This window comes from Nonomuraea longispora, assembly GCF_004348345.1.
Lineage (GTDB): Bacteria > Actinomycetota > Actinomycetes > Streptosporangiales > Streptosporangiaceae > Nonomuraea > Nonomuraea longispora.
This window is the reverse complement of record NZ_SMJZ01000361.1, coordinates 1-3,990: the sequence shown is the minus strand read 5'-3', so window position 1 is coordinate 3,990 and position 3,990 is coordinate 1. Positions and strand designations below refer to the sequence as shown.

The 3,990-nt window shown below is 71.1% G+C and carries 4 protein-coding genes; 2 read left to right on the top strand and 2 right to left on the bottom strand.

Annotated elements, in window-relative coordinates; translation table 11 throughout:
* The first annotated feature begins 316 nt into the window (after window positions 1–316).
* Window positions 317–2,674, top strand: a complete 2,358-nt coding sequence (locus E1267_RS42890) for an ATP-binding protein (RefSeq protein WP_132341936.1) — start codon at window positions 317–319, stop codon at window positions 2,672–2,674.
* A 9-nt stretch (window positions 2,675–2,683) separates the two neighbouring features.
* Here E1267_RS42890 and E1267_RS42885 read toward each other — a convergent pair whose 3' ends face one another.
* A complete protein-coding gene (locus E1267_RS42885; RefSeq protein ID WP_132341934.1) occupies window positions 2,684–3,160 on the bottom strand; it encodes an ATP-binding protein in 477 nt (158 codons plus the stop codon).
* Window positions 3,161–3,299: 139 nt separating this feature from the next.
* Here E1267_RS42885 and E1267_RS42880 point away from each other — a divergent pair, with 139 nt between their 5' ends.
* Window positions 3,300–3,689, top strand: a complete 390-nt coding sequence (locus tag E1267_RS42880; protein WP_132341932.1) for a nuclear transport factor 2 family protein — start codon at window positions 3,300–3,302, stop codon at window positions 3,687–3,689.
* Here E1267_RS42880 and E1267_RS42875 read toward each other — a convergent pair.
* A partial coding sequence (locus tag E1267_RS42875; protein ID WP_220449940.1) for a hypothetical protein occupies window positions 3,686–3,990 on the bottom strand: 305 nt, incomplete at its 5' end. The two genes, E1267_RS42880 and E1267_RS42875, sit on opposite strands and share 4 nt — an antisense overlap.

Genomic DNA, 3,990 nt, shown 5'->3' with positions numbered 1-3,990 from the left:
CCCACTACCCCTGGATCTTCCTCATCGACGAACTCGACAACGTGCTGCGGCCCGTCACCCGCGCCGAACTCGACACCCCCGGCACCATCGGCCTCTACCGATCCAACCTCGTCGCGATCGGCCGCCAGGACCACCTCGACGCCCTGCGCCCCTGGCACACCACCCCCACATGAACCACGCCACCGCCACGGAAGGGTCAAAAACCAGCCAGGAGCCCCTGACCAGGCACCCAGCACCACCGCCCGCCACATACTGTGGGTTACGGCGACACGGCACCGGCGCCACGCCCACCCGCCGGCCGATCGCCCCACACACCATGACAGCGGTGACCACCACCACCTTCAAGGGGCAGCGCACGAACAGGCTCCCGGCAGAGGTGACCAGCTTCATCGGACGTCGGCACGAAGTGGCCGAGGTCAAACGACTCCTGGCCGCATCCAGAACCGTCACCCTCACCGGCGTCGGCGGCGTCGGCAAGACCCGCCTGGCCCTCCGCGTCGCCCAGAAGCTACGCCGAGCCTTCCGCGACGGCGTATGGCTCGCCGAACTCGCCACCCTGCACCAGCCCGGCCTGCTCGCCGAGACCGTCGTCGAAGCCCTCCAAATCCGCGGCCACACCGCGCCCCCCATCGACGTGCTCACCGGCCACCTGCACGACAAGCACGCCCTGCTCATCCTCGACAACTGCGAACACCTCGTCCACGAATGCGCCGTCCTCGCGGAAACCCTCCTACGCGCCGCACCCGACCTGCGCATCCTCGCCACCAGCCGCCAGGCGCTCGGCATCCCCAGCGAACAGGCCATGCCCGTGCCGCCCCTGCACCTGCCCGACGGCCACACCCCACGCCCCAGCCTCGCCACCCTCGCCCAGACCGACGCCGTCCGCCTGTTCACCGAACGCGCCAGAGCCGTCCTGCCCACCTTCGCCCTCACCGAGGACAACCGCGAGGTCATCGCCCGCATCGTCCGCCGACTAGACGGCCTGCCCCTGGGCATCGAACTGGCCGCCGTCCGCCTGCGCGCCCTGTCGGCCCAGCAACTGCTCGACCGGCTCGACGACCGCTTCCGCCTGCTCAACGCGGGATCACGCGCCGAACTGCCCCGTCACCAGACCCTACGAGCCCTCATCGATTGGAGCTACGCACTGTGCTCGGACGAAGAACGACTCCTGTGGGAACGGGCCTCGGCCTTCGCCGGCGGCCTGGACCTGGAAGCCGCCGAAACGATCTGCTCCGGCCGCGGAATCGACCGCCACGACATCGTCCACCTGGTGATCGGCCTGGTCGACAAATCCGTACTGATACGCGAAGACCACCCGTGCGGCCTCCGCTACCGGATGCTCGACACCCTCAGCGCCTACGGCCGCGAACGCCTGGCCGCCTCAGGCCAGCAGGACTGGCTGCGCGAGCGGCACGCAGGTTATTACCGCGACCTGGCCGCACGGGCCCGGGCGGACCTGTTCGGCCCCCGGCAGGTGCACTGGCTCACCCGCCTGCACCTCGAACACGCCAACCTGCGCACCGCCCTCGAACAGTCCTACACCGGACCAGACGGCGCACGCGCCGGCCTGACCATGGCCACCGACCTGCTCTACCACTGGACCACCAGTTATTACCCGGCTGAAGGCCGCCGCTGGCTGCAGCAGGGACTCGCCGCCTGCGACGTCCCCGACGACGTACGCGCCTGCGCCCTGTGGGCCGGCGGCTGGCTGGCCATCATCCAGGCCGACGAACCCGCCGCCACCACCATGCTGCACGACAGCCGCCGCGCAGGGGAGCGGCTGCACGACCAGCACGTCCTCGGCTACGTAGCCCTGTTCTCCGGCATGATCGCCATGAAAGAGGGCCGCACCGCCGAAGCCATCACCCTCTACGAACAGGCCCTGGCCCGGCACCAGGCCTTCGGCGACCCGGGCGGCACCGCACTGTCGCTCATCCGGCTGACGCTGGCCTACAGCCACGCCGGCGACACACCCTCCGCCGTCGCCGCGGGGGAGCGGTGCCTGGCCCTGTGCGAAAGCCACCACGAAAGCTGGCACCGCGCGTACGCCATGATGGCACTCGGCATCCAGGCATGGCGGCAAGGAGACCTGTGCCGCGCCACCGACCTGCAACACAAGGCACTGACGGTCACCCGCAGCCTCGGCGACTACCTCGGCATCGGCATCACCGTCGAAGTGCTCGCCTGGATCGCCGCCACCCAGCGCCGCCACCAGCGCGCCGCCCGCCTGCTGGGCATCCTGCAGACCGTGTGGGCGTCCGCCGGCGCACCCCTGTCCGGCTACGGCCACCTGGCCGGCCACCACGACGCCTGCGAACAGAACACCCGTCAGGCACTGGGGGAGGACGCCTACAGCGCGGCCGTGCGACGCGGCGCCCGCATGCCGCTGGACGAGGCACTCGCCTACATCCTGCAGGAAGAGCCGCTCACCGGCCGCGGCAAGGGCAGACAGCGGCTGGACCGGCTGACCCGCCGCGAAAGCGAGATCGCCCACCTCGTGGCCCGCGGCCTGACCAACAAAGAGATCGCCGCCTGCCTGGTGATCTCGCAGCGCACCGCCGAAGGTCACATCGAGCACATCCTGACCAAACTGGGTTTCAGCTCCCGCTCCCAGATCGCGGCGTGGGCAGGGGAGCAGGCCCGCACCCAGGACCGGCCCGCGGCAGGGAGGTGACCCGCCCGGTCAGTGCACGCAGCCGCCGCCGGCCGGCAACTCGAACCACGCCACCTGCCCGCAGACGCCCCAGCAGCACGCCAGCCGCGCCAGCAACGACCGATGCGGCGCAGGGCCCGGCCGCGCACCCGGACCGGCGAACACGCCGCTCACCTCGCAGCGCAGCAACCCGTCCTCCACCCGCAGTTCGAGCCTGATCCGGCCGTCGCAACGGCGCAGCGCGTCGGAGACGAGCTCGCCGACGAGCAACTCGGCGGTCTCGGCCTGCCGGTGCAGACCCCACGCCGACAACCGCGCCGTGGCCAGCCGGCGCGCGGCACGCACCGCCGACGGCCGCGCCGACAACGACCACGACGCCTCACGCTCGCGCCCCGCCCATCCGGTGCGTACGGCGAGCGCGTCGGCCACGGCCAGGAGCGCGTTGCGGGAGGGGAGTCGTACGGCGGGTGTCCGGGGGCGGGCTCCTCGCCGGTCGATGGCGCGCAACGTCCGATCCTCTCCCTCGGGGGCTGGTGAGTGGTCCTCACGTAGCTTGCCGCCGCACCCCCAACCACAAGACGGGAGAAATACCCATATAGGTACCTATTAGGTGGCACGTGGACGCCGGCCCACCACAATGAACACCATGAACACCCGCGCCGCCGCCCAACGCTTCGCCGACACCTGGCAACACGGCTGGACCCACCACGACACCGACGCCATCATCGCCCTCTACCACGACGACGCCGTCCACACCAGCATGCCCTTCCGCCCACCCCACCAGGGAAAACACGCCATCGCCGACTACATCACCTGGTCATTCACCGGCGAGACCGACCCCCACGTCACCTTCGCCGCACCCCTCGTCGACGGCGACCACGCCGCCATCGAATTCCAGGTCCACGCCCTCGACAACGGCCGCCCCACCACCCTCGCAGGCTGCGTCTTCGTCACCTTCGACCCCGACGGACTCGCCGTACGCACCCGCGACTACTGGCACACCACCGACCGGCACCCCGGCCACCACACCGGCTAACGCGCCACCCGGACCGGCCCCGCACCCGAAGCCGCCGCCGGCCGCGAAGCCACCGGCGCGACCGGCGGCGGCGCCGGACGCTGATGCACCGGCTGCCCGGCGTCCTGCCCGGCCTCCTGTCCGGCACGCCGCTCGGCGCATCCGCCCGCGCAGTAGCCGTTCGACACGATCAGCCGCCCCCGCAACGCCGTGTACGCCTCCTTGCCCGAAGCGGGCAGAACCCCCTGACACACCTGGCATAACACCGACTGGATCCCCACGTGCTGCTCCTCTCGCGGCGCGAATGGCAGAATCCCCACCC

Coding starts and splice junctions, on each gene's coding strand:
- E1267_RS42890 (WP_132341936.1), top strand. CDS start 317: ATGACAGCGGTGACCACCACCACCTTCAAGGGGCAGCGCACGAACAGG.
- E1267_RS42880 (WP_132341932.1), top strand. CDS start 3,300: ATGAACACCCGCGCCGCCGCCCAACGCTTCGCCGACACCTGGCAACAC.